At 69.4% G+C, this 23,061-nt stretch carries 22 protein-coding genes; 4 read left to right on the top strand and 18 right to left on the bottom strand.

Annotated features, from left to right (window positions below; genetic code table 11):
- From JWR86_RS17555 to JWR86_RS17530, 6 genes are all read right to left on the bottom strand, one after another.
- On the bottom strand, positions 1-374 hold a 374-nt coding region (locus tag JWR86_RS17555; protein ID WP_299567841.1), incomplete at its 3' end, for a hypothetical protein.
- A 68-nt stretch (positions 375-442) separates the two neighbouring features.
- Complete coding sequence (locus JWR86_RS17550; protein WP_299567839.1) at positions 443-2,095, bottom strand: thiamine pyrophosphate-binding protein; 1,653 nt, start codon at positions 2,093-2,095, stop codon at positions 443-445.
- Entirely contained in the window at positions 2,092-3,078 is a 987-nt protein-coding gene (locus JWR86_RS17545) for a tripartite tricarboxylate transporter substrate binding protein (RefSeq protein WP_299567837.1), read from the bottom strand. Before JWR86_RS17545 ends, JWR86_RS17550 begins: the two co-directional genes overlap by 4 nt.
- A 106-nt stretch (positions 3,079-3,184) precedes the next feature.
- Positions 3,185-4,342 (bottom strand): acyl-CoA dehydrogenase family protein, encoded by a 1,158-nt coding sequence (locus JWR86_RS17540; protein WP_299567835.1) that lies wholly within the window; start codon positions 4,340-4,342, stop codon positions 3,185-3,187.
- A gap of 79 nt (positions 4,343-4,421) precedes the next feature.
- Positions 4,422-5,219, bottom strand: coding sequence for an enoyl-CoA hydratase-related protein (locus JWR86_RS17535; protein WP_299567833.1), 798 nt, complete (start codon positions 5,217-5,219; stop codon positions 4,422-4,424).
- 58 nt (positions 5,220-5,277) lie between these two features.
- Positions 5,278-6,372: an NADH:flavin oxidoreductase/NADH oxidase gene (locus JWR86_RS17530; RefSeq protein WP_299567843.1), complete on the bottom strand. Its 1,095-nt coding sequence runs from the start codon at positions 6,370-6,372 to the stop codon at positions 5,278-5,280.
- Positions 6,373-6,721: 349 nt separating this feature from the next.
- On the opposite strand from JWR86_RS17530, the gene JWR86_RS17525 reads away from it, so the two are divergent.
- On the top strand, positions 6,722-7,510 hold the full coding sequence (locus JWR86_RS17525) for an SDR family NAD(P)-dependent oxidoreductase (RefSeq protein WP_299567831.1): 789 nt from the start codon (positions 6,722-6,724) through the stop codon (positions 7,508-7,510).
- Positions 7,511-7,533: 23 nt separating this feature from the next.
- On the opposite strand, the gene JWR86_RS17520 is transcribed toward JWR86_RS17525, so the two are convergent.
- The 9 genes from JWR86_RS17520 to JWR86_RS17480 all read right to left on the bottom strand — a co-directional run bounded on the left by JWR86_RS17520 (position 7,534) and on the right by JWR86_RS17480 (position 16,568).
- Positions 7,534-8,904: an MmgE/PrpD family protein gene (locus JWR86_RS17520; protein ID WP_299567829.1), complete on the bottom strand. Its 1,371-nt coding sequence runs from the start codon at positions 8,902-8,904 to the stop codon at positions 7,534-7,536.
- A 52-nt stretch (positions 8,905-8,956) separates the two neighbouring features.
- Positions 8,957-10,174: a CaiB/BaiF CoA-transferase family protein gene (locus JWR86_RS17515; RefSeq protein WP_299567827.1), complete on the bottom strand. Its 1,218-nt coding sequence runs from the start codon at positions 10,172-10,174 to the stop codon at positions 8,957-8,959.
- Between the two features lie 2 nt (positions 10,175-10,176).
- Positions 10,177-10,959 (bottom strand): enoyl-CoA hydratase/isomerase family protein, encoded by a 783-nt coding sequence (locus JWR86_RS17510; RefSeq protein ID WP_299567825.1) that lies wholly within the window; start codon positions 10,957-10,959, stop codon positions 10,177-10,179.
- 43 nt (positions 10,960-11,002) lie between these two features.
- The gene (locus tag JWR86_RS17505; RefSeq protein ID WP_299567823.1) at positions 11,003-11,836 is read right to left on the bottom strand and encodes an alpha/beta fold hydrolase; all 834 of its coding nucleotides are present in this window, start codon (positions 11,834-11,836) and stop codon (positions 11,003-11,005) included.
- Positions 11,833-12,573, bottom strand: coding sequence for an ABC transporter ATP-binding protein (locus JWR86_RS17500; RefSeq protein WP_299567821.1), 741 nt, complete (start codon positions 12,571-12,573; stop codon positions 11,833-11,835). The genes JWR86_RS17505 and JWR86_RS17500 overlap by 4 nt, the downstream gene beginning before the upstream one ends.
- 8 nt (positions 12,574-12,581) lie before the next feature.
- Positions 12,582-13,355: an ABC transporter ATP-binding protein gene (locus JWR86_RS17495; RefSeq protein ID WP_299567819.1), complete on the bottom strand. Its 774-nt coding sequence runs from the start codon at positions 13,353-13,355 to the stop codon at positions 12,582-12,584.
- Positions 13,352-14,344 carry a branched-chain amino acid ABC transporter permease gene (locus JWR86_RS17490; RefSeq protein ID WP_299567817.1) on the bottom strand — a complete coding sequence of 331 codons (993 nt, stop codon included), beginning with the start codon at positions 14,342-14,344 and terminating at the stop codon, positions 13,352-13,354. Before JWR86_RS17490 ends, JWR86_RS17495 begins: the two co-directional genes overlap by 4 nt.
- Before the next feature lies 1 nt (position 14,345).
- Positions 14,346-15,221 (bottom strand): branched-chain amino acid ABC transporter permease, encoded by an 876-nt coding sequence (locus tag JWR86_RS17485; protein WP_299567815.1) that lies wholly within the window; start codon positions 15,219-15,221, stop codon positions 14,346-14,348.
- A gap of 90 nt (positions 15,222-15,311) precedes the next feature.
- Positions 15,312-16,568 carry an ABC transporter substrate-binding protein gene (locus tag JWR86_RS17480; RefSeq protein WP_299567813.1) on the bottom strand — a complete coding sequence of 419 codons (1,257 nt, stop codon included), beginning with the start codon at positions 16,566-16,568 and terminating at the stop codon, positions 15,312-15,314.
- 657 nt (positions 16,569-17,225) lie between these two features.
- On the opposite strand from JWR86_RS17480, the gene JWR86_RS17475 reads away from it, so the two are divergent.
- The 3 genes from JWR86_RS17475 (at position 17,226) to JWR86_RS17465 (ending at position 20,582) form a co-directional block, all read left to right on the top strand.
- A complete protein-coding gene (locus JWR86_RS17475) occupies positions 17,226-18,191 on the top strand; it encodes a tripartite tricarboxylate transporter substrate binding protein (RefSeq protein ID WP_299567811.1) in 966 nt (321 codons plus the stop codon).
- A 119-nt stretch (positions 18,192-18,310) separates the two neighbouring features.
- Positions 18,311-19,615: an extracellular solute-binding protein gene (locus JWR86_RS17470; RefSeq protein ID WP_299567809.1), complete on the top strand. Its 1,305-nt coding sequence runs from the start codon at positions 18,311-18,313 to the stop codon at positions 19,613-19,615.
- A gap of 55 nt (positions 19,616-19,670) precedes the next feature.
- Positions 19,671-20,582: an NAD(P)-dependent oxidoreductase gene (locus tag JWR86_RS17465; protein ID WP_299567807.1), complete on the top strand. Its 912-nt coding sequence runs from the start codon at positions 19,671-19,673 to the stop codon at positions 20,580-20,582.
- 18 nt (positions 20,583-20,600) lie between these two features.
- Here JWR86_RS17465 and JWR86_RS17460 read toward each other — a convergent pair whose 3' ends face one another.
- From JWR86_RS17460 to JWR86_RS17450, 3 genes are all read right to left on the bottom strand, one after another.
- Positions 20,601-21,464, bottom strand: coding sequence for an NAD(P)-dependent oxidoreductase (locus JWR86_RS17460; protein WP_299567805.1), 864 nt, complete (start codon positions 21,462-21,464; stop codon positions 20,601-20,603).
- Between the two features lie 15 nt (positions 21,465-21,479).
- The gene (locus JWR86_RS17455) at positions 21,480-22,403 is read right to left on the bottom strand and encodes an amidohydrolase family protein (protein ID WP_299567803.1); all 924 of its coding nucleotides are present in this window, start codon (positions 22,401-22,403) and stop codon (positions 21,480-21,482) included.
- 3 nt (positions 22,404-22,406) lie between these two features.
- A partial coding sequence (locus JWR86_RS17450) for a 4-hydroxythreonine-4-phosphate dehydrogenase PdxA (protein WP_299567801.1) occupies positions 22,407-23,061 on the bottom strand: 655 nt, incomplete at its 5' end.

The raw sequence follows: 23,061 nt of genomic DNA, 5'->3' as shown, positions 1-23,061 counted from the left end.
AGGCCGCCGGCCGCCTGCGCGGCGGTCTCCCCGGCCGGGCTCGCGCCGGGCGGCGCATCGGCCCCAAAGGCGCTCAGCGCGCAGACCACGCGGCAATCCCGCTCGCGCGCCAGGAGGGCGTGATCCTCCGGGCGGAGATCGCCCAGGAGGACCACGTCGGCGCGGGCCACGAGCGACAGCCAGGCCGCCCCGGAGGCCGCCTCCTCGACCCGGATCTTGCCGAGGCGGCCGAGCGTGACCGCCCTCCCCTGCGCCGTCCCGGTCAGGCCGATGTCGAAGGCGGCGCCGCCGACCTGCAGCACGGTGGCGCCGAGCTCCGCCAGGAGGCTGCCGCAGACGGACACGCCGAGCCGGTCGGCGCGCTCCAGAACCACGATCCCGGACAGGCTCCGGGTCAGGGCCGCGCCGCGGCGCCCATCGGAATGTCGGGGCGGGGAGTGGGTCAGTTGTGCTTGTTCCCGAGCCGGTAGGAGGGGTTCATCACCGCCTCGTCCACGTGGACATCCCAGATAGCCGCCGTGTCGCCGCGCTCATAGTCCCGGGCGAGATCGTCGAGCTGGGCCACGTCCGTGACCGTCGCGCCCCGGAGCCCGAAGCCGCGCGCGATGGCCGCCAGATCCGGGCGCCCGAACACGGCGATGCTGTCGTCCAGCCCCTCCCGGCGCAGATCCTGCTGTTCGGCGCCATAGGCGCCGTCGTTGCAGATCACGATCAGCAGCTTGAGCCCGTGCCGCCGGATGCATTCCAGCTCCTGGATGTGCATCAGGAGGCTGCCGTCTCCCTCATAGAGTACCACGCGGCCGTTGTTGCCGCGGGCCGCCGCGACCCCGATGGCATGCGGGAAGGCGTTGCCGATGGCCCCGAAATCCCGAAGGCTGTGGTAGCGGCGCGGATCGCCGCCCCGCATCACGGTGTGGAAGTAGGCCTGGTGGCCGGACCCACCGATCGCGTCGTAATCGCCCGGGATCAGGCGTTCCAGGGCCCTGAACAGCTCTCTCGGATCGACCAGGCCCGGTGTGCGGGGAAACACGCCGTCATCGGCCGGCTCGTCCCGGATGCGGCGGGCCAGTTCGGGGCTGCGCACCTGCGAGCGAACCGGCGTCGCGCGACCGAGCGCCTCGATGAGGGCCGCCGCGGCGAGCTTTGCGTCGGCCCGGAGATAGGAGCCGGCGACCCTGAAGCCCTGCCGCCTGCCGACCGGGTTGGTGTCGACCTGGACGATTTCGGCGTCGGCGAACATCTTGCCGCCCGCGGTCGTGTAGGCGCTGAGGCTCGCCCCAAAGGCGACGACCAGGTCGGCCTTGGCGGCGTATTCGCGCGCGATCATGCGGGCATAGCCGCCGATCACGCCGAGGGAATACGGGTTCTTGTCGAAGGCGCCCCGGGCGGGAAGGGTCGTGCCGAGCAGCGCGCCCGTGGCCTCGGCCAGCATCTCGACCTCGCGCTCCGCCCCGGCCGTCAGAACGCCGCGCCCGGCGATGATGAGCGGGCAGCGCGCCCCGGCCAGCTTGGCGGCGAGCTCGGCGATCCGAGCCGGATCGGGCGGGATGGGCGTGAGCTCGGGGAGGATGGCGGCCGAGGTCTCATAGGGCGCAATGGTCGGGAGTTCACGCTCCTGGACGTCGTAGGGAATGCCGAGCACGACGGGCCGGCGCTCCTGCTTGGCCCGGAAAAACGCCTCCTGCACGTGGAAATGCACCATGTCGGGGCTGTGCACCGAGATGTAATCGGCGCCCGAGGCGGTCGCGAAGGGCCGCTGGTCGATCTGCTGCACATGCCAGCGCTTGCTGATCGGGCTTTCGCCGGCCAGCACCACCATGGGCACGCGGTTCTGTGCCGCAGACACCAGAGCCGTCATGAGCTGCGTGAAGCCGGGCCCGCAGGTGACCGAGGCCACGCCGACCCGCCCGGTGGCGCTGGCATAGCCGGCCGCCATGGCGACCGCGCAATGCTCGTGCCGCGCATGGATCAGGCGTGTTCCCGCCTGATCCTGCATGGCCATGGCCCAGTGGAGATTGCCGTCCCCCAGCAACCCGAAATGCGTCGTCACGCCCTCCTGAACGAAGGCTCTCGCGACGGCTTCAGAGATCTTCACTGGCTCTTGCCCACACCCGCCTTCTGCATCACCTCGGCCCAGCGCCGGATGTCGCTGGCGACCAGCTTCTCGGCGGCCTCGACCGTTCGGCCCGATTTCGGCGCCAGCGACGACCCGACCGAGGCGAGCCTCTTCGCCAGGCTGGGATCGTTCATCGCCTCCTGCAGGGCCGCGTTGAGCTTGTCCACGATGGCCTTGGGCGTGCCCTTCGGCGCGAAGATCGTCAGCCACACCGGGGCCACCATGCCGGGCAGGCCGAGGTCGATCGCCGAAGGGGTGTCGGGAATAAGCTCGATCCGCTCGGCGCTGCCGACCCCGAGCCCGACGACGCTGCCGGACAACACGTTCTGGGCAAGGTCCGGCGTGCCGTTGCAGGCCCCGTCGGTGACGCCGGCCAGCAGCGCGTTCACGGATTCGCCGCCGCCCCGGAAGGGGACCATGCGGAGCTTGATGCCCGCCGTCTGCTGGAGCAGCACGCAGACGAGATGGGTGGTCTGCCCGTTGCCGGTGTGGCCCATGGTCAGTTCGTCGGGCTTCGCCTTCGCGAGCGCGATGAACTCCGCCATCGTCTTGACGCCGAGCTCCTTCTTGACCGCGATGACGATGGTCGTGTCGGCCACATGGGCCACAGGCACGAAATCGTCCGGCTTGTAGGCGAGGTCCTTGTACAGCGAATAGGCGATCGCATTGATGCCGGAGCTGCCGAACAGGAAGGTGTAGCCGTCCGGCGCGGCCCGGGCGACGCGGGTGGCCGCGATGGTGCCGCCGGCGCCCGGGGTGTTCTCGACGATGATCCGGCCGAACTTGTGGCTCAGCGCCTCGGCGAAGAAGCGCGCGAAGATGTCCGAGGTCCCGCCGGCCGCCTGGCCGACCACCAGCGAGACCGGGCGTTCCGGATAGGTCTGCGCCCGCGCCTCGACCGGCGCGAGCCAGGCGGCCAGGACAGCGGCGGAAACGAAGCTCGTGATCTTGCGCAACGACACATCGACCTCCCAGTTTTTTCGTCCGACAGGGTCCCGAGCCTGCCGGCGTTCCGGCATGCAGCCCGGCCCCACCCGCCCGGTCAGGAGCGGCCGGGAGCCGGCCGCGTCACGACCGGTAGGCCTTCAGGCCGGTCAGCTCACGGCCCTCGATCAGGGTCAGGATCTGATTGGTGCCATCCGGAATGGGCAGCATGCGGACGTCGCGGTAATGCTGCTCGAGGCCGAGCTCGCGGCTGATCCCCATCGCGCCATGCACCTCCATGGCGAGCGACACTGCCCTCTGGCAGGTGGCGATCGCGTAGCGCTTGGCCATGGCCGAGACCTGGTTGCCGCGGTCGCCCCGGTCGATGCAGGACAGCGCGTAGTAGCAGAGGAGCCGGCTCGTCGTGACCGCGGTCGCGATGTCGGCGAGCATCTCCTGGACGAGCTGGGTCGAGCCGATCGGGCGGCCAAACTGAACGCGGTCGCCCGCATATTTCAGGGCCACGTCCAGTGCCGCCTGGGCCATGTGCACCGCGCAGAGGCCGAGAATGGGCCGGTTCGCGAGCCAGGTCAGCGTCAGAATGCGGGCCGCGTCGCCGACCTGGCCGAGCTGGTTGGCCTTGGGCACGCGGCAATTCTCGAACACCACCTCGCCGAGATGTCCCTGGCGCAGGCCGAGCGTCGGGATCTCGCGCGCCTCGAACGGCGAGACCTCGCGGTCGACCACGACCCGCATCATGCGGCTCAGCCCCTCGTCATCCTTGCCGACCGAGGTGGTGACGTTGATGACGTCGCAGATGCTGGCATTGGTGATCCACATCTTGCGCCCGTTGATCACCCAGTCGTCGCCATCGGTCTCTGCCCGGGTCTTGACGCTGCGCGGGTCGGAGCCGACGTCGGGCTCGGTGGTTCCCGTGCAGGTGATCTTGCTGCCCGACATCAGGTCAGGAAGCAGGCGCTCGCGCTGCTCGTCGGTGCTTTCGAAATGGATGCGGGTGACCGTGACCTCCTGGCCCAGCACGGCCAGCGTCACGACCGGCGGAAGCTGCTCCATCATGAGGCCGTAGACCAGTGTCGGCAGCCCGGCGCCGCCGGCGGATTCCGGCACGCGCGCCGAGAGCAGCCCCTGGTTGGCGCAGAGCTCCATGATCTGCCGCATGGCCGCCTTCGGCAGCGGCGTCTCGGAATCATGGGCGTTCAGGATCGGCCTGATGTCCCGGTCCACCATGCGGCGGACCGAGTCCTGAATCATCCGCTGCTCGCTCGTGAGCTGAAAATCCATCCGTCGACTCCAGCGGGCGCGTCGGCGCGTCCCGCACTACGTTGATACCAAAGCGGCGTTTTCAGCTCGCGCGGAGCGATCAGCCCGAGATCATCTTCTCGCGGAACCTCGGCTTGCGCTTCTCGCGGAAAGCATTGCCGCCCTCCTTCGACTCGGCCGTGCCGTAATAGAGGGACAGGGCCTGGAACCCGAGACTGGCGATGCCGCGGATGTTCTCGGAATCCGCGTTGAAGGAGCGCTTGGCGATGGCGATCGCGGTCGGGCTGCGCTCGACGATCTCCTGGCACCAGCGCGCCACCTCGGCATCGAGCTCGTCGTCCGGCACCACCTTGTTGACGAGGCCCATGGCCGCCGCCTCGGCCGCCGTGTAGCGGCGGCACAGGTACCAGAACTCCCGGGCCTTCTTCTCGCCGATCACCCGCGCCAGATAGGCCGTGCCAAAACCCGGATCGACCGATCCGACCTTGGGGCCGACCTGCCCGAACACGGCGCTCTCGGCCGCAATGGTCAGATCGCAGATCGTCGCGATGACGTTGCCGCCGCCGATGGCATAGCCCCGCACCTTGGCGATGACCGGCTTCGGCACGTCCCGGATGGCGGCGTGCAGCTCCTCGATCGGCACCCCGATGACGCCGCGGCCGGCCCGGTCCGACTTCTTGTCGCTGGCGTCGCCGCCGGTGCCGAAGGCCTTGGTGCCGGCGCCGGTCAGGACGATGACGCCGATCTCCTTGTTCCAGCCGGCCCGGTGGAGGGCGTCGATCACCTCGCCATAGGTGGTCATCCGGAACGCGTTCATCCGCTCGGCGCGGTTGATCGTGATGGTCGCGACGCCGTCGGTCTCATCGTACAGGATGTCAGTATAGGTCTTGTCGCTCACCTGAAGTCTCCTTGCGGAACACCTGAACCCGCCGCCGTGTGCGGGCCCCGGACGCGCGTCATCGCGCGGGTTTGAGGAAGTCGCCGGACCGCATGCTGGGATGGGAGCGCTCGTACTGCTTCGGGTAGGAGAAGTCCTCACCGAGCTCGACGGCGGCGTGCCAGGGCCAGCGTGGGTTGTAGAGCATGCCCCGGCCGAGCGCGACGAGATCGGCCTTGCCGGAGACCAGGATCTCCTCGGCCTGCCGGGGCTCGGTGATCAGGCCGACCGCCATGGTGCACATGCCGGTCTCGCGCCGGATCTTCTCGGCGTGGGGGACCTGATAGCCAGGATAGACCTTGAGCCGCTGCTCCGGCACCGTGCCGCCGCTGGACGCCGTGACGTAATCGCAGCCGAGATCTTTGAGGCGGCGCACGAACTCGACGCTGTCCTCCACCTCCCAGCCGCCATCCACCCAGTCGGTGGTGGAGATCCGGATGCCGAGGGGCTTGCGCTCGGGCCAGACCTCCCGAACCGCCTTGAACAGGTCGAGCCCGAAGCGCATCCGGTTCTCGAGCGAGCCGCCATACTGGTCGGTGCGCTGGTTCGTGATCGGCGACAGGAAGTTATGGATCAGGTAGCCGTGCGCGCCGTGCACCTCGATCAGGTCGAGGCCGATCGCGTCAGCCCGCTTGGCCGCGTCCACATGGTGCTGAATGGTGTTCCGGATCCCGGCCTCGTCGAGCGCCTCGGGAACGTGGCGGCCCGGATACGGGATCGCGGAGGCGCTGCTGGGGGTCCAGCCGCCCTTGTCCTTGGGAATCGGCTGCTGGCGCTCCCAGGCCACCGACACCGAGCCCTTGCGGCCCGCATGCCAGAGCTGCAGCGCGAGCTTCGCCGAGCCGAACTTGCGGCAGAAGACGACGGCCCGCTCGAGCGCGGCCGCGTTCTCGTCCGACCACAGCCCGAGGTCGCCTGGGCTGAGGCGCGCCGTCGGGTGAACCGCCGTCGCCTCAAAGACCAGGAGCCCGGCACCCGACACGGCGAGCGAGCCGAGATGCATCAGGTGCCAGTCGGAGGCGCTGCCGTTCTCGGCCGAATACTGCCCCATCGGGGAGACGACGATCCGGTTCGGCAGTTCCAGCCCCCGCATCTGCAAGGCCGAGAACAACATTGAGCCCACCTGGAACCTCCCTGACTGATTTTTCGTATCCAGCCGGCCAGCTAAGGGCCGCCGGCCTGAATCGTCGCGCCGGACGGTTGCGGCTGCCGCCGCCCGCCCGGTTCGGATGCGCCGCATGCGGCTATGCTGCATCCAAGTCTGGATGCAGCGTCATCAGACGGTCCCGCCTCCGTCAAGTCAAATCTCCGGCCGCAGGACGTCCGTATGGCCGTTTCGCAGGCCCGCAGGGGGCAATGAAACCGCTCTGCCGGCTTATATTTGCATGCAGTTTCGAATGCGATAAGGCTGGCCGAGAGCCGGGTCCCGAGTGTCGAGAGGCCCGTCACCTGGAGGCAACATCATGGATCTGGGCATTCGCGGGCAAGCCTGCCTGATCGTCGGCGGGGCGCGCGGCATTGGCTATGCGACCGCGCAGGCGCTGGCGGCCGAAGGGGTCAAGCTGGCGCTGGCCGACATCGACGGCGCGGCGGCATCGAATTCGGCCACGCGCCTGGCCGAGGCGTCCGGGACGCAGGTGGTCGGCCTCCCGGTCGACATCACGAATCTCGATCAGGTCAGGAACCTCGTCACGCAGGCCGAGGCGGCCATCGGCCCGCTCTCCATCCTGATCAATTCGGCGGCCGTGCTCGACGACAAGCTGTTCGTCGATTCCCAGCCCTCCGACTGGAAGCGGATGATCGACGTCTGCCTGTTCGGCCCCATGAACGTGATCCACACCGTGCTGCCCGGGATGATGCAGCGGCGCTACGGCCGCATCGTCTGCCTGGCCTCCGATTCCGCCCGGATGGGCCAGGCCCGCCTCTCCTATTATGCGGCGGCCAAGGGCGGCGTCGTGGCACTGACGAAATCCATTGCCCAGGAGGTCGGCACGACGGGCGTGACCCTCAACATTCTCTCCCCGGGCGCCACCAACACCGAGCTGCGCCAGGCCCGCGAGGTGAAGATGCGGGCCGAGATGGGCGAGGAGAAATACGCGCGCCGCGAGAAGACGGTGCTGCGCATGTACCCCGTGGGCCGGATCGGCGAGCCCGAGGACATCGCCTCGGCCGTGACGTTCCTGGTCAGCAAGCGGGCCTCCTGGATCACCGGCCAGGTCTTGAGCGTCAACGGCGGCTTCGCGATGCCCTGAGGCGGGCGCGACGGCGCGGCCGATCACACGGCCGCGAACAGCCTCGCCATGTCGCGGCCGGCCGGATTGCCCCACAGCGCAGTCCGGGCGGCGGCGAGATCAACCCGAGGGGCGACCTCCCGCACGAGCCCCTCCGCCTTGCCGTACAGGGCGTCGGTCGAAAGCGGGTTGGCGGCGGTCCCGCGGCTGTCCATTACCTTGGCGCTGCGCCGGGTGCCGTCGGTCCGCAGGATCTCGACAGAGGTCCCCATATGGGCCGGGTAATGCGCCTCGATCTCCAGGTCCTGCTCGCCCTCGACCCGGTCGGCGAGGTGCAGGATCGCCGGGTCGGTCAGCTTATCCTCGCGGTAGCTGTCGTAGCGGTGCGGGCCATAGGCCAGCGTCGCCCCGACCACGAAGGGCAGGCTGTACTGGGCCGCCATGACCGAGGTCGGCCGGCGCAGCATGTGCTGCTCGAAGATGACGCCGGGGCCCCGCACGTCGATGCGGGCGATGTTTTCCGGCTTCAGGCTGAAATCGTCGCTGACCTCGCGCAGGCCGTCGATCAGCGAGTGGAACAGGCGGCAGCACGAATAGGGCTTGAAGCTGACCACGTGGATCTGCAGCGGCGCGCCGGCCGGAATGCGGAGCTGGTCGAGCTTCGGCTTTCGGGAATAGAGCGCGAGGAAGCCGTATTTCCCGTCGATGGCGCGGGCGGGGGCGCCGATGCCGCGCGCGGCGAGCTCGGCCGCCATCACGCCGTTCTGGGCCGCATAACCGGCATGAAGCCGCTTCACCGTCGTGCCCTCGGGCTCGTCGGAGAACTGCATGGAGCCGGCCGACAGGGACAGGATGTGCCCCCAGGCCCGGGCGAGCCCGTGTTCGTCGAGGCCGAGCAGGCGGGCGGTGGCCGCCGCCGAGCCGAAGCCGCCGAACAGCGCGGTCGGGTGGAAGCCGCGATGGATCACCTCGCCGGCATCCGCCGCCATGCCGACCCGGGCCATGGCCTCATAGCCGCAGGCAATGGCCGCCATCGTGTCCTCGGCGGAGGAGCCGAGCTCGGCCGCGACGGCGAGCGCGGCCGGGATCACGACGGCGCCGGGGTGGCTCATCGAGGCGTCGTGGGTGTCGTCGAGCTCGTATCCGTGCGCGGCGGTGCCGTTGATCAGCGCCGCGATGCTGGGCGCGACCATCAGGTCGGTGCCCACGACCGGGGCCGCGCCGCTGCCCGCGAAGCGGCCGGCCCAGCCGATCAGGGCCTCGGTCCAAGACAGGGTGCCGCCGATGCGGGACACGCCGAGGCAATCCAGCAGCAGGCGCCGCAACTGCTCCTGATCGGCAGCGGACAGGCCGCCCCGGCCGATCTCGAGGATCTGCCGGGCAAACAGCAGGGTGGCATTGTCGGTTGCGGTCATGGCTCGCTCCTGCTGTCGGAAGCCGGCTGCGGCGCCGGCCGAGGTGTCGGCGTCAGGCCCGCGCCCCGCGGGACCCGGCGGTCGTCTGGCGGGCACGCCCGAGTTCGGCGCGGATCTCGTCCCCGTGCTCCCCGAGGCCCGGCGCCATGCGGCGATGCGGATCGGCGAGCCCGGCCCGGTTCAGCGGGTCGCGGATATAGGGGATCGGCCCATCGACCGGATGGTCGGCGAGGCGCACCACGTCCCGCCCCTTCGCTTCACGCGAGACCAGCGCTTCGTCCGGCGAGTAGACGGGGCAGATCGGGATGTCAGCCGCCACCATCCTGGCCACCAGCGCGTCCCGGTCCTCGGCGAGGCACAACCCGCCGATCACCTCGCGGAACACGACGGCGCGATCGCCGTGGCTCGTGTGGCGGTCGGCGAGGCTTTCTTCGTAGATGAGGTCGGGCCGGCCGATCACGTGACAGAAGCGCTCCCAGGTGCGGGTCTCGAGGAGGCACACCGTCACGGCCCGGCCGTCCCGGGTGGGATAGATGGCGTAGCGCGGGTTCGTGCCCCACACCTCGAGTTCGGGCTTGCCCGAGAACCCGACCATGCGGGCCTTGGCGCCCGTGAGCGCGATGTTCGAGAGGTTGAGGAGGCTGTCATAGAGGGCGACGTCGAGATGGCGCCCGCGCCCCGTCCGCAGCCTCTGGATATAGGCGGCCAGGACCGCGATGGTGGCCTGCGTGGCGCCCGCGTAATCCGCCGCCTGGAAGCCCGGCATGGCCGGGGTCTCACCCTTCGGCCCGAGGTCCAGGATGCCGGCCGCGCCCTGGATCGACAGGTCGTGGCCCGGCACCTGGGCGAAGGGCCCGTCGCTGCCGAAACCGGTCACGGAACAATAGATCACGCCCGGGTTGATCTTGGACAGCGACGCGTAGTCGATGCCGAGCTTCTCCGTCACCCCGAGCCGGTAGGACTCGACCACGATGTCGGCCTCCCGCATCAGGTCGATCGCGATCTGCCGGTCCTCGTCACGCTTCAGGTCCAGCGCGATGCTCCGCTTGTTGCGGTTCACGCTGTTGAAGTAGACGCCACCCTCCCGATAGAAGGGCGGATTGAAGCGGCTGTAATCGCCGATCTCCGGCTGCTCGATCTTGATGACATCGGCGCCGAGATCTCCCAGCGTCTGGCTGCACCAGGGTCCTGGCAGGAGGCGGCTCAGGTCGACGACCTTTGCCCCCTCGAGGGGGAGCGGCTCGGCGGAGGTCTCTCGGGCCGGGGCCATCGTCAGCGCCCCGTGAACTTCGCTTCGCGCTTCTCCAGGAACGCGCCGATGCCCTCGTTCTTGTCCTGCGTGCCGTAGATCGCGGTGACCAGGAAGCGCTCGAACTCGACGCCGGAGGCGAGGTCCATCTGCATGCCGGCCCGCACGGCCCGCTTGGCATAGGCGAGGCTCAGCGGCGCGCGCTTTTCGTAGACCTTGATCATCGCCTTGCAGGCGTCGAGCGCCCCGCCCACCGGGGCGAGCCGGTTCACGGCACCGATCCTGTGCGCCTCCTTGGCGTCGATCGGATCGCCCGAGAACAGGATTTCCAGCGCGCGGCCGACGCCGACCTCGCGGGGGAGCCGCTGCGTGCCGCCGGCGCCCGGCACCGTGCCGATGCGCGAGGAGGTGAGCGCAAACGTGGCGTTCTCGGCTGCGACCCGGATGTCGCAGGCCATCACGAACTCCCACCCGCCCGTCATGCAGAAGCCTTCGATCGCCGCCAGGACGGGCTTTTCGAGGCGCTCGATCGCCGTGTTCAGCGTCTCCCAATGCGTCATGTAGGCGACGCCGTCGGCGGTCGACTTGATCGCCATCGCCTCGTTCAGATCGGCCCCGGCCGAGAAATACTGGGTGCCGCCCGTGATGATCACGCCCCGGACGCTCGGGTCCGCCTCAGCGCTCCGCGCCGCCTCGGCGACCTCCTTCATCATCTGCTTGCTGAACGCATTGCGCCGGTCGGGCCGGTTCAGCGTGATGATGAAAGCGGCGCCGTCCTGGCTGGTGAGGATGGTCTCGAAACCCATGGTCTGATGAACCCTGTACGGTGTGGAAAGGGCGGCCCAGCAGCTAGGCGGCCGGGTGGAAGAAAGCGGTGAGGAGCCGGTTCGTCTCGACCGGCCGCTCGTATTGGAGCCAGTGGCCGGCTCTCGGGACCAGCGCGACCTCGATGTCGGGCCGCACCTCGCGGCACAGCGCGATGCGGTCGGCGTACGAGGGAAACGGCATCACGTCGTCGGCCCCGTAGGCGAGCAGGATCGGGCAGCCGATCTCCGCCAGCAGCGCCGGCATGCGGCCCGACCAGCTGATCCGCCGGTTGTCGAACCGGGCGAGCCGGGTGTTCGCGTCCTGGATGTCGATCGCCTGGTCATCGGCCGAGGCGGGCTCGGCCAGCATCATGGCCAGCAGCATGCGGCGGTGGAACTCGCGGCGGCCTGCCTCCGAGGGGTCGAAATCCTTGCGCCGGGGCAAGGCCAGCACGCGCCCGGTGGGCTGGCCGAAGCCGCTCGGCGTCAGCAGCGCGAGGCGCCGTGCGCGCGGTCCCAGGCGGGCGGCTGCGCCGGCGGCGATCTGCCCGCCGAAGGAGAAGCCTGCGAGATCCACCGGGTCGTCCCGGCCGCACAGCTCGAGGATCGCGTCGGCCACGAGTTCGACATAGGCGTCGACGGACGTGTCCGGGTCGATGCCGAGCGAGTCGCCATAACCCGGCAGATCGAGGGCAACCACGCTCCGGGTCTCGGCCAGGGCCGGAATGTTGCGGGCCCAGTGCCGCCACGATCCGGCGCTGCCGTGCATCAGGACGAGCGGCAGCCCCTCCCCTTCCTGACGGTAAGCGATGCCATTGCGGGTCCTGGGCAGCCCGGCGGCGGCTTCTGCCGCCTCGAGATGGCGTGCGGCGGTCACGCCCGCTCCGCAGCCGTCAAGGGCTTGCCCAGATAGGCTTCAATCACCTCGGGGTGACTGATCACGTCGTTTGGCGTGCCCCGGAACAGCTCGCGGCCGAAATTCAGCACGAAGACGTGGTCACACAGATCCAGGATGACGTGCACCAGATGCTCGATCATCACGACGGTGGTGCCGGCCGCATGAATGCGGCGCAGCGAGATCATGAGGTCCTCGATCTCGGCCCGGGTCAGGCCGCCCATCACCTCGTCGAGCAGCAGCAGCTTGGGCTCCGTCGCCAGCACGCGGGCGAGTTCGAGCTTCTTCTTGCCACCGAGCGTGAGCGCGCCGGCCTGGAGATCGGCCTGGGCGGTGAGGCCGACCAGCCGGAGCGGCTCGTCGCACATGGCCCTCGCCTCCTGCAGCGAGCGCCGGGCGCCGTTGCTCGAGAACAGGGCCCCGGTCATCACGTTGTCCAGCACCGACATCTCGGCGAAGGGCTGCGTGATCTGGAAGGTGCGGCCGATGCCCCGATGGGCGACCCGGTAGGGCGGCAAGCCATGGATGGGCTTGCCCTCGAATTCGATCGTTCCGGAGGTCGGCGGCAGGTATCCGGTGACGAGGTTGAGCAGGGTGGTCTTGCCGGCCCCGTTCGCCCCGATGATGCCGAAGAACTGCCCCTGCTTCACATTGAGCGAAACGTCGTCGATCGCTCTCAATCCGCCGAACGTCTTGGAGACTTTGTTGATCGTGAGCACGGTCGACCTCAGATTGCCGGCACGGCCGCGGAATGGCCGCGCGCCCCGTCCGTGGCGAGAAGGGACGGCTTCTTGCCCAGGAAGGCCTCCTGGACGAGGGTCGAGTTCTGCAGCTCGGCGCTCGTGCCGGCGGCCGCGATCTGGCCGTTGGCCAGCACGTAGCCGCGGTGCGCGACCAGCAGAGCCGCCTGCACGTTCTGCTCGACGAACAGGATGCTGAGGCCGCGCTTGGCGATGGTGGCGACGGCCTCGTAGACGTCCAGAATGATCTTGGGCGCGAGCCCGAGCGAGGGCTCGTCCAGCATCAGAAGGCGCGGGCATCCCATCAGGGCCCGGCCGATGGCCAGCATCTGCTGCTCGCCGCCCGACATCAGGCCCGCCTTCTGGGTGCGGCGCTCGGCGAGGCGCGGGAACAGCCCATACACCTCGTCGAACATCTCGGCCCGGCGCTGGCGCGCCTTCTTGGAATAGGAGCCGAGCAGCAGGTTCTCGTGCACCGAGAAGTTCGGAAACACCTGCCGGCCTTCCGGCGACAGGCAGATCCCGAGTTCGACGCGCTTATGCGCCGGGATCGAGGCGATGTTCTCGCCCGCGAACCTGATCTCCCCCGACCAGGGCGCCAGCAGCCCGGAGACGGCGCGGGTCGTGGTCGTCTTGCCGGCGCCGTTGGCGCCGAGCAGGCAGACGATTTCACCCTGATGCAGCTCCAGCGAGACGTCCTGCAGCACCACCGACTGGCCGTAGCCGACGCGGAGGTTTGCGAGTTCGAGAAGAGCGGTCATGGCTTGGCCGCTCCGGTCGCGACGGTGGGAGAGAGCTTGGGCTCGGCTGCGGCCTCCGAAGGCCTCTTGCCGAGCATGCGGAGCAGGCCGCCCTGGATGCCCTGCGGCAGGTAGAGAACACAGAACACGAGGACGAGGCCGAACACGAGAAGGCTGGCGCCTTGCAGGTGGCCGAGGGCGATCCGGGTCGCGTCTCCGAGGAACACCGTCGCGATGGCGCCCAGGATGGGTCCGGACAGGGTGTAGATGCCGCCCAGAATAGGCGCGATCTGCGACGTGATGGTGATGTGGAGATCGAAGGCGACGGCCGGATCGAGATAGCCGCCGTGCCACACCTCGACACCGCCCACGAGCGAGGCCATGCCGCCGGACAGAGCCATGATCGCCGTCCGGTATTTGAGCGGGAAGATGCCGAGCATCTGCGAGGCCGCCTCGTTCGCCCGCATCGCCCGGAAGGCGTAGTGGAAGCGCGAGCGGCTCACCATCCAGGCGATGATGCAGGCGGCGACCGCCACGAGGCTCATCGCCAGGTTGATGGCAAGGACGCCCGGAAAGGTCGCGGCCTTCAGGTAGGCGCCCTTCGCGCCGCCGGTCAGGTCGGGCAGCATCACGGCGATGACCCGCAGCCCTTCCGACGCCGCCAGCGTGGTGATGGCGAAGTAGATGCCCCGCATCCGTCCGGTGATCAGGGCGAGGCCCGACCCGAGCAGCGTGCCGGCAATCACGGCCCCGACCAGGGACAGCCAGAACGGCGCCCCGAGAAGGTTGGCGGACAGGATGCCGACATAGCCGCCGAGCCCGAAGAAGGCCGAATGGCCGAGCGAGATCAGGCCGGCGCTGGCCATCAGGTTCCAGCTGATCGCCAGAACGATCAGCGAAGCTGTCCGGAAGGCCAGGTCGACGAAGGTCGGCGAACCGTAGGCCGGGACGAGCAGGAGGACGAGGGCGCAGACCGCCCAGACCGGTATGGCGAGGGATCGAGTGCTCATGTCAGGTCTCGACCGCCTGTCCGAGGATGCCGCGGGGGCGGACGAGGAGGATCCCGATGATGAGGACGAAGGCGATGCCTTCAGCCCATCCGGACCCCTCAGGCAAGTAATACGACACGAAGGTCTCCGCGAATGCGAGCGCGAACGCGCCGAGAACGGTTCCGGCGATGCTTCCCAATCCGCCCAGGATGACGATGGCGATCGCCTTCACGAGCATCGGGAAGCCCATGAAGGGCGTGATGGTGAGAATGAAGCTGACGACGACGCCGGTGGCGACGCTGAGCGCGCAGCTCACGCCGAAGGACAGGGCGTAGATGCGGTTGACGTCGATCCCCATCAGGACCGCGGCCGAGCGGTTCTCGGCGACGGCGCGCGTGGCCCGCCCCGTCTCGGACCATTGCAGCCAGGCGATCAGCGCGGCCACCATGACGACGGCGGCCGCGAAGGCGGTGACGCGGCCGTGCACCAGGAGCACGTCTCCGACCACGGAGGAGGTGGTCGCGTAGTCGGGCGTGGTCGAGCGGGCGTTGCCGGTCCAGAGGATGATGGCGACGTGCTGGATGGCGAGGCCGATCCCGAACGTCAGCAGAATCTGGTTGATGTGCGGGGCATCCAGCACCTTGGCCACGACGCCGTGGAAGAGGACCCATCCGAGTGCAAACCCGGCGACCACCAGCAGGGGCAGCGAGATGAGCGGATCGACCCCCATCAGGGTGAAGAGCCAGAAGGCTCCGTAGGCGCCTAGCATGATCATCTCGCCCTGGGCGAAGTTGATGATCCGCAGCACGCCGAAGCCGAGCGACAGCCCGACGGCCATCAGCGTGTAAAGGCCAGCGAGCAGGATCGCGTCGCTGAAGGCCTGAGGAAAGATGTCCATGGTCTAGCGCTTGTTCCGCCGTTCAGTCTCGCAGGGGTGGGGACGAGCTGAGCCGGGAGGCGGGCGCGTGCCCACCCCCCGGCCCTCCGGTCAGCTGGCGCAGGGCTTCAGCTTCCCGGTGGCGACTTGCTCCGGATACAGCAGGACGCTGCCGAAGGTGCCGTCCGGCTTCTTCTCACGCTGGAACACCACCATGGTGCCGAAGGCCTGATGCATGGCCACGCGGCTCTTCTCGAACTTGCTGCTGCCGAGCGGGGTCTGATACTCCTGCTTCTCCAGCCATTCCTTCAGCTTCTCGCGATCGGTCGAGTTCGTGGCCTCGACAGCGAGAAGAGTCATGATGGTGGAGGCGTAGTATCCGACCTCCAGGAACTCCGGGACGGCGTTGTACTTGGCCGTCCACATCTTCTCCCAATCGGCAGCCGACGGGAACAGACCGGGCTCCTTCGCGTCGGCCGGATACCTCAGACCCGGAACCCAGGTCGTGACGCCGGTCCAGCAGACCTGGGCATCGCCCACCGCGTCCTGCCACTCCGGCAGCTGCGCCTGGGCGGTGCCGACCAGGTAGGGAACGTTCAGGCGGGCCGCCTGAATCTGCTTGGTGAGCTGGATGGCGTCGTTGGTCTGAACGGCCAGATAGAGGATGTCGGGACGGCGCGCCCGCACCTTGGCCAGGGTCGGATTGTAATCCGACGATCCCTCACGGACCAGTTCGTCCAGAACGAGGTCGAAACCGGCGTCCTTGATGTACTTGCGGGCGTCGTCGACATGCGCCCGACCATAGGCGCCGTCGGAATAAAGCAGGGCCACCTTCTTCTTGGTGCCGAGCGCCGCGGCCAGCGCCTTCACATTGTTGTCGTGATAGTAATACGACCACGCGTAGGTGTGGAAGAAGTAGGGGTCCGGCCCGACTTCCCGCTCGATCACGTCGCTGGATCCACCCGGCATCAGCCAGATCGGCCGGTTCTCGAGCTTCTTCCACGGCGGCACGGCGGCGGCCGCCACGTTCGAGCCGTCGGGCCCGATGATCACATCCACCTTGTCGGTCTGAATGAAGGCGTTCATCAGCGACACGGTGATGGCGTTGTTCGACTGCGTGTCGCGGAACAAGACCTCGATCTGCCGGCCCGCGACCTTGTCGCCCCGCACCTTGCGCCACATCTCGACCGCGGTCTCGATGCCCTTCTTGCCCTGGGCGCCATAGGCGACGTAGCGGCCCGAGCTCGACACGGGGGCGCCGATCTTGAACGACTCCTGAGCCTGCGCGGACGGAACGCCGGCCAGTGCTGCGGCGCCGAGCAGCGCCACAAGCGAGCCGAAGGCCGTCCTACTTCCACCAAGCCTCATCTTATTCCTCCCTGTTTTGAGCGAGCCTGCATCGCGCGGACTCCGATTTTTCATTCAATTTCGCATGCAGCCTGATCGCCGTCAACGTCCGGCTTGCCGCTGTCGCGGAGCCTCCGCCCGAACGAGATTCCGCCTGCCCCACGCGGCGTAGGGGCCGAATTCAGCCTCAGGCAGGCCACCGCCCGTCACAAAGCAGCATGAGGAAGTCGCCCGCAGAGTGTCGCCGTCCTCCTCTCTTTTGGATGCAAAGTTCTGTCATCTGTCAACCGGCACCTCACCGGCGATCGGGCCGCGGGCGGCCGCCCCCAAGCGCCCTCCGAGACCGCTCCACGGCCGCGCAGGGCTGAGTGTTCGCCCCGTCTCGCGGCCGCGATGAAAGGCCCGGATCCGCCGGTGCCCGGCCGGTTCGGGGCCGTCCGGGACCGTGCGGCGGCACGCGGCCAAGGAAATGCGCTCGTCGCCGCGTCGGCGCCGCGCACATCCAGCCTGGGCAGGGACCCCGTCGGGGCAGCCGAGGCGCGGGAGGGTGCGGTCTCATTCGGCGCGTCGTGCCCGGCTCACCGGGAGGCCCGGCTGGAACCTCACGCGCTTGACGGGCCTCAGGCGGAGCCAGCACTCTCACGGCAAGACCTGGAACGGTCGCTCGGGAGAAACGCCATGAAGCTGGTGAGGAGCGCCGCTGCGGCGCTGAGCGTTCTGATCGGCTGCGCCACGTCGGCGCTGGCCTTCCCGGACCGGCCCGTCACCGTGCTCGTGCCCTGGGCAGCGGGCGGGGGCGCCGACACGGTCACCCGCTATGTCGCGGCCGCGCTGGAGCAGGAGCTCGGCGTCCCGGTGAACGTGGTCAACCGCACCGGCGGCGGCGGGCTCACCGGCCACACCGCCATCGCGAACGCCGCGCCGGACGGCTACACGCTCGGCGTCGCCTCGCCCGAAATCGCCTTCTACAAGGCGCTCGGGCTCGGTGACTTCACCCCGGACAGCCTGGACCTGTTTTCGCGCGTGGCGCTGCTTCCGGCGGGCGTGACCGTGAAGGCGGACTCGCCCTGGATGTCGCTGGACGACGTGCTGCGCGAGGTGAAGAGCAAGCCCAAGGGCACCTTCACGAGTTCCGGAACCGGCACCGGCGGCTCCTGGCACCTCGCGCTGGGCGGGCTGCTCAAGGCGGCCGGCATGGAGGCGGACCGGGTCCGCTGGGTGCCGAGCCAGGGCGGCGCCCCCGCCCTCCAGGACCTCGCGGCCGGCGGCCTCACCATGTTCACGGGCTCGCCGGCTGAAGCCAAGGCGATGCTGGATGCGGGCCGCGTCAGGACCGTCGCGATCATGTCGGAGGAACGCTCGCCCTCGCTGCCGAACGTGCCGACGCTGAAGGAGAGCAAGGTCGACTGGACGTACCAGAACTGGTTCGCCCTGGTCGCCCCGAAGGGCGTGCCGGCGGACCGGCGCGCCAAGCTCACCGAGGCGGCCAAGCGGGCGATGGCCCGGCCCGAGGTTCAGGACGGGTTGAAGGCGCGCGGCATCCAGCCGGTCTGGGACGAGCCGGGCGTATTCCCGGATTTCCTGAAGGGCTTCGTGTCGCGCGGCGAAGCCGTGCTGGTCGATCTCGGCCTGGCCAAGAAGTAGACCCGCCCTCGCCTGCCCGGCCGACCCTCTATGCAGCGTTTGGCGGCCGGGCGAAGTTGTTGTTGCTCGGCAGCCTCCGATCCCGCAAGCTCCCGCCCAATAAAACGCGGGAGGACAACATGGGCGTCGATCGGCGGAGCCTGATCTGGGGCGGCGCGGCTGTGGCGGCGGGCGCCTTGCCGCCGGTTGCCCAGTGGGCGGCGGCATGGGCCCAGGAGCAGCCCTTCAAGCCCGAGCCGGGCGCCAAGCTGAACTTCCTCCGATGGGGCAAGTTTCTCGACGCCGAAGACAGGGCGACCCGGGACAACATCGCGGCCTTCACCAAGGCCACCGGCGTCGAGGTCTCGATCACCAGCGAGTGGCAGGACGACATCCAGCCGAAGGTCGCCATTGCGGCGAATAGCGGCTCCGGACCGGACGTGGTCTGGGCCATCCACACGACGCCCTTTCTGGTCTCGGAAAAGTGCCTCGACGTCACGGACGTGGCCGAGCATGTCGGCAAGAAGCACGGCGGCTGGTATCCGCTGGTCGAGCAATACGGCAAGCATCAGGGCCGCTGGATCGCCATTCCGAATGTCGTGATCGGCGTGCTGCCGGTGTTCCGGACGTCGTTCGTGAAGGCGGCCGGGTTCGACAGCTTCCCCAAGGACACGGACTCGTTCCTCAAGCTCTGCCAGGCGCTCAAGGCCAGCGGGCATCCGGCCGGCTTCGCCTTCGGCAAGGCGCCGAGCGACGGCAATGCGTTCTGCAACTGGCTGCTCTGGAGCCACGGCGGCAAGGTCGCGGACGAGGCCGGCAAGGTGGCCATCAACTCCCCCGAGACCGTGCGGGCGCTCGATTACGCCCGGGCGCTCTATCCGACCTTCATCGAGGGCACCCTCGGCTGGAACGATGCCACCAACAACCAGGCCTTCCTGGGCGGCAACGTCTCGCTCACGAACAACTCGGTCTCGGTCTACGGCAAGGCCCGGGCGGACAAGCTCGCCTTCGCCGATGACATCGACCACGCGGCCTGGCCCGTCGGCCCGACCGGGGTGCCGGCCGAATTCCACCTCGTCTATCCGCTGATGGTGTTCTCCTTCACGAAGTACCCGAATGCCGCCAAGGCGTTCCTGACCTTCATGATGGAAAAACAGCAATACGATCACCTGCTGGAGGGCTCTGCCGGCTACATCAGCCAGGCGCTACGGGGCTATGCGGGCCACCCGGTCTGGGACAAGGACCCGCGCATCGCGAAGTTCAGGGACGCGCCGGAGCGGGGCAAATCGGTTGCCTGGCCCGCCCCCGTCAGCCCGGCCGCGGCCAGCGTCTTCGCCGATTTCGTGCTGATCGACATGTTCGCGGAGGTGGTCTCGGGCCAGGCCACGCCAAAGGATGCCGCCACCAAGGCCGAGCGTCGCGTCCTGCGCCACTACCGCGGCTGATCGCGCCCGCACCCGCCTCCCTCCGGCCCCGGCCGCCTTCACTTCAGGATCTCGCATGACGTCGATCGGGTTCATCGGGCTGGGCGTGATGGGGCGCGAGATGGCCCGCCATCTCGTCCGGGCCGGACACCGCGTTCAGGCCCATGACGCCCGCCCGGAGGCCGTGGACGAGATCGCGCGCGAGGGCGCGGTTGCGGCCCACAGCGTGGCGGAGGCGGCGGAGGGGGCGGAGTTGGTGATCACGATGTTGCCGGACACGCCTCAGGTCGAGGAGGTCGTGCTCGGTCCGGCCGGTCTCCTGGCCCACCCGCCCGCCGGCCGACTGCTCGTGGACATGAGCACGATCTCGCCCACCGCCACGCGCCGGATGGCGGCGGAACTCGCCCGGGCCGGCATCGTGATGCTGGACGCGCCGGTGAGCGGCGGGCCCTCCGGCGCCAAGGGGGCGAAGCTCTCGGTCATGATCGGAGGGCCGGAGGACGGGCTGGCGCGGGCCCGGCCGGTGCTCGAGGTGATGGGCTCCACCCTGGTCCATGTGGGCGAGGTGGGCGCGGGCCAGACCGTGAAGGCCTGCAACCAGCTCGTCTGCGCCATGAACCTCCAGGCGATCTGCGAGGCCCTCGCCCTCGGGCGCGCAGCCGGGCTCGACCTCGACAAGCTGCGCGACGTGCTGCTCGGCGGTGCCGCCTCGTCCTGGATGCTGCAGAATCTCGGGCCGCTGATGCTGGCCAAGGACGCCTCGGCCGGCTTCCGGATCGACTTGAAACTCAAGGACTTGCGGCTGGCCGGTGAACTCGCCTTTGAACTCGGGGTCCCGCTGCCCGGGACCGCGCTCGCCACCAGCCTCTATCTCGAAGCCCGCGCGCATGGCGAAGGGGCCAACGGAAACCAGGCCCTGTTCCGGGTCTATGACCGGCTCAGCAACCAGGCTGAGGAGCCGTCTGGACAGCCGCCCCCGGCGAGATAGGGCCGTCGTCCGGGCCCGCTAATGCGCGTCCGGCTCGGGCCAGAGCGTCACGATGGCGGCCCCGTCGAGCTCGCTCTTGCCCTGCGAGATCAGGAGGCGGAACAGCGTCAGAGCCTGGGACAGCATCGGCATGGACAGATGCTGCGCCCGGGTGGCCTCGTGCACCAGTTCCAGGTCCTTCAACACCTGCCGGGCGTAGCCGCGCGGCGCGTAGTCCTGCGCCAGCATGCGGGGGAAAACGGCCTGGAGCACGGCCGAATTGCCCAGTCCCGGCCCCAGCGCGGCCGGGATGCGGGCGGCATCCACGCCATAGGCCTGGGCGAGGCGCAGGCCCTCGGCCACCACCACGTAATTGGTCAGGCAGAGCGCCTGGTTCACGAGCTTGGTGGCCTGGCCGGCCCCCGTTCCGCCCATATGGGTCGCGAGGCCGAGCCGTTCGAGCACGGGCTTCGCCGCCGCAAAGGCGGCCTCGTCGCCCCCGACCATGATGGCGAGCGTCCCGGCCTCGGCCGCCGGCGGTCCGCCCGAAACGGGCGCGTCCACGAAGCGCGCGCCCGCCGCCGCACAGGCGGCCGCGATCTCCGTCGTGATCCCCATGTCGGTGGTCGACACGTCGATCACGGTGCGGCCGGAGATCTCACCGCTGCCGGCCAGCGCGAGCGCCACCTCGCGGACGGCCTGCGAGGTGGTCACGCAGATGAAGATGGTCTGGGCCGCGCGCGCCAGCTCGGTCAGGGAGGTGGCGGGCTCGACCTGCCAGCCGGCCGCCTCTGCGACCTTGGACTGATCGCTGTCGTAGCCGACCACGCGATGGCCGCTCGCCAGCAGGCGTTTGGTGAAGCCGGCGCCCATGAGGCCGAGGCCGACAAAGCCGATGGTCATGTGGGCTGAACCTTCTCAGAGCCGATAGATGCGGCGGGCGTTGTCCCGGAACAGCCGGGCCCGGTCGGTCTCGCTGCGGTCGGCGATGGCGGCCGCGAACCCCGCGAAGATGTCCCGGAAGGAGCCGCACAGCCGGTCCACCGGGTAGTTGCTGGCAAACATGCAGCGATCGACGCCGAAGATCGCGATGGCGTCCCGGATCACGGGGCCGTTCGCCTCCACGGTCCAGGGCAGACCTGGGCGCCCGAGACCGGAGATCTTGAGGGCCACGTTCGGGCAAGCCGCGAGCTGCGCCAGGGCGCCTCGCCAGGCGGCCAGCCCCTCGGGGGACCGGTCGAACGGCAGGCCGGTGTGGTTCAGGATGATCTGCGTCTCCGGGACGTCGCGGGCGAGTTGGGCCGCGGCGTCGAGATGCCACCAGGGCGTCTGCAGATCGAAGGACAGCCCGTGCCGGGCCAGCAGGCCGTACCCCCTCCGCCAGAGGGGGTCGTCCATGGAGCCCGGCTCGCCGCGCGGGGCGTCGGACGAGGACGCGGCGGCCCGGGGCTTGTGCCGGATGCCGCGCACGAGCGGCGACGCGGCCTGCCCGGCCAGCACCTCGGCGACGTCCTCACGGTCCAGCCAGGCCTGGGCGATGCAGGCGGACGGCAATCCGTGCCGGGCCGAGACCTCTTCGAGCCAGCGCGTTTCCCCGAGCGGGTCGGCGGGGTCCCACTCGGCCTCGCAATGGACCGTGCCGACCACCTCGAACCCGGCCGCGTCGCGGCGGTACTCGTCAGGCCCGTAGCTCCGGCGCAGGGAGCCGTAATCCCCGTACCGGAAGGGGATCGGCTCCGGGTCGCACAGCCACGGATGGACGTTGCGCTCGAGGTCCCAGAAGTGGTGGTGCGGATCGACGATGCGGAGCGCGCCGGCCGGATCGTCGCTCCCCTCCCGCATCGGTCAGACCGCCCGGGCCTCGGCCCCGGGCGCCGTGGCTCCAGCCTGCCGGGCCGGGGTCGCGGCCCGCCGGGCGGCCATTCGTGCGGCCAGCAGAAGCGCTGCCCGGGTCGCGCCCGGATGGGCGATGCCCTGTCCGCTGATGTCGTAGGCCGACCCGTGAGCCGGCGTGCAGATGGGGATCGGGAACCCGCCCAGCAGGGTGACGCCGCGCTCGAAGCCGATCAGCTTCATGGCGATCTGGCCCTGGTCGTGGTACATGGTCAGGACCGCGTCGAAGGCGCCCCGGGTGGCCCGGACGAACACGGTATCGGCGGGAAACGGCCCCTCGGCGCCGATCCCCTCGCCCCGCGCCGTCTCCACGGCGGGCCGGATGATGTCGTCGTCCTCGTGCCCGAAATTGCCGCCGTCCCCGGCATGCGGGTTCAGGCCGGCGACCGCGATCCGGGGCGCCGCGATGCCGGCATCCCGCAGCGACGCGTCCGTCAGCCGAAGGCCGCGCAGAACGCGCTCCTCGGTGATCATCCCCGCCACCGCCGAGAGCGGCACGTGCGACGTCACCCGGGCGTTCCACAGCCCGTCGAGAATGTTGAACTCGCTGGCCGGCCCGGCCACGCCGAGAATGCCGGCCGTGTAGCCGATCTCGTCGTCATAGGCC

This window comes from Enterovirga sp., assembly GCF_028290205.1.
In the GTDB taxonomy this organism is placed as follows: Bacteria; Pseudomonadota; Alphaproteobacteria; order Rhizobiales; family Beijerinckiaceae; genus Enterovirga.
Note: the sequence above shows the minus strand (reverse complement) of the source record. Positions and strands in the feature narration are given on the sequence as shown.